We start from the raw sequence: 1,350 nt of genomic DNA, 5'->3' as shown, positions 1-1,350 counted from the left end.
TGAAGCGCCCTGAGTTTGTTGGAGACTCCTGACCTTGGAAACGAGGATGGGGTTATGCCGAAGGAACTGGCGAATGGGAAGCCGACGACGCGTCGCTACTCGGTCGAGGAGAAGGCCGCCGCGGTGCGGATGGTGAGGACGCTGCGCGCGGAGCTGGGCGTCACGCAGGGGACGGTGCAGCGGGTCGCGACGCAGCTCGGTTACGGGGTCGAGTCCGTGCGGATGTGGGTCAAGCAGGCCGACGTCGACGACGGTGTCGTCCCCGGTGTGAGCTCGGCGGAGGAGCAGCGGGTGAAAGAGCTCGAGCAAGAGAATCGGGAGCTGCGCCGGGCCAACGAGGTGCTGAAACGGGCGGCGTCTTTCTTCGGGGCGGAGCTCGACCGCCACTACCGGAAGTAGTCGCGTTCATCGACGCGAACAAGGACGACGTCGTGGACGGTCGCCGGCTCGGAGTCGAGCTCATCTGCAGACTGTTGCAGGTGGCTCCGAGCAGCTACTACGCCGCCAAGACCCGTGCGCCCTCTGCCCGTGCGCTGCGGGACGAGGAACTGATCCCGCAGCTGGTCGAGATCTGGGAGGCCAACTACCGCGTCTACGGGGTCCGCAAGCTCTGGAAGGCTGCCCGGCGTGGGGGCATCATGATCGGCCGCGACCAGACCGCGAGGCTGATGCGCGTCGCAGGGATCGAAGGTGCGAGGCGGTCGAAGCGGGTGAAGACCACGCGGCCGGACCCGGCGTCGTCGCGGCACCCGGACCTGGTCAAGCGGGAGTTCACCGCGACGGCACCGAACCGGCTCTGGGTGACCGATCTGACATTCGTGCCCACCTGGGCTGGCGTCGCCTACGTCTGCTTCATCATCGACGCGTTCTCCCGGATGATCGTGGGGTGGCGGGTCGCGTCACATATGCGCACCGAGATGGTCCTCGACGCGATCGAGATGGCGCGCTGGTCCCGAGGCGCCCACCATGAGGATCTGCGGTGTCACAGCGACGCGGGCTCTCAATTCACATCGATTCGCTACGGCGAACGCCTCGCAGAGATCGGTGCGACACCCTCGATCGGGACCGTCGGCGATTCGTATGACAACGCCCTGGCCGAGACGGTGAACGGCTACTACAAGGCCGAGTTGGTTCGCGGGCCCACCCGCTCGGGACCGTGGAAGACGGTCGAGGATCTCGAGCTCGCGACGCTCGGCTGGGTGCACTGGCACAACACGCAGCGCCTCCACGGATACCTCGGAGACGTCCCACCCGCCGAGTTCGAGAACGCGTTCTATGCTGTCCCCAACGACAGCAATCTGCTGATCGGAATCAAATAGCGCGAGTCTCCATCAGACCCAGGGCGCTTCA

1 protein-coding gene and 1 other annotated feature are annotated in these 1,350 nt (G+C 65.9%); the gene reads left to right on the top strand.

Annotation, left to right across the window (positions count from 1 at the left end; genetic code table 11):
- Positions 1-54: 54 nt before the first annotated feature.
- Positions 55-1,319 (top strand): IS3-like element ISPfr12 family transposase gene (locus NQ706_RS13635; RefSeq protein ID WP_235181962.1). Its coding sequence is split into 2 segments (ribosomal slippage): positions 55-358 and positions 358-1,319, totalling 1,266 coding nucleotides; the frame shifts between segments, so codons are not numbered across the junction.
- Positions 354-488 (top strand) — a sequence feature (AL1L pseudoknot). Its footprint overlaps the gene before it by 135 nt.
- Positions 1,320-1,350: the final 31 nt, after the last annotated feature.

This window comes from Dermacoccus sp. BD5 (assembly GCF_044878485.1).
Taxonomy (GTDB): Bacteria; Actinomycetota; Actinomycetes; order Actinomycetales; family Dermatophilaceae; genus Dermacoccus; species Dermacoccus nishinomiyaensis.
Note: the sequence above shows the minus strand (reverse complement) of the source record. Positions and strands in the feature narration are given on the sequence as shown.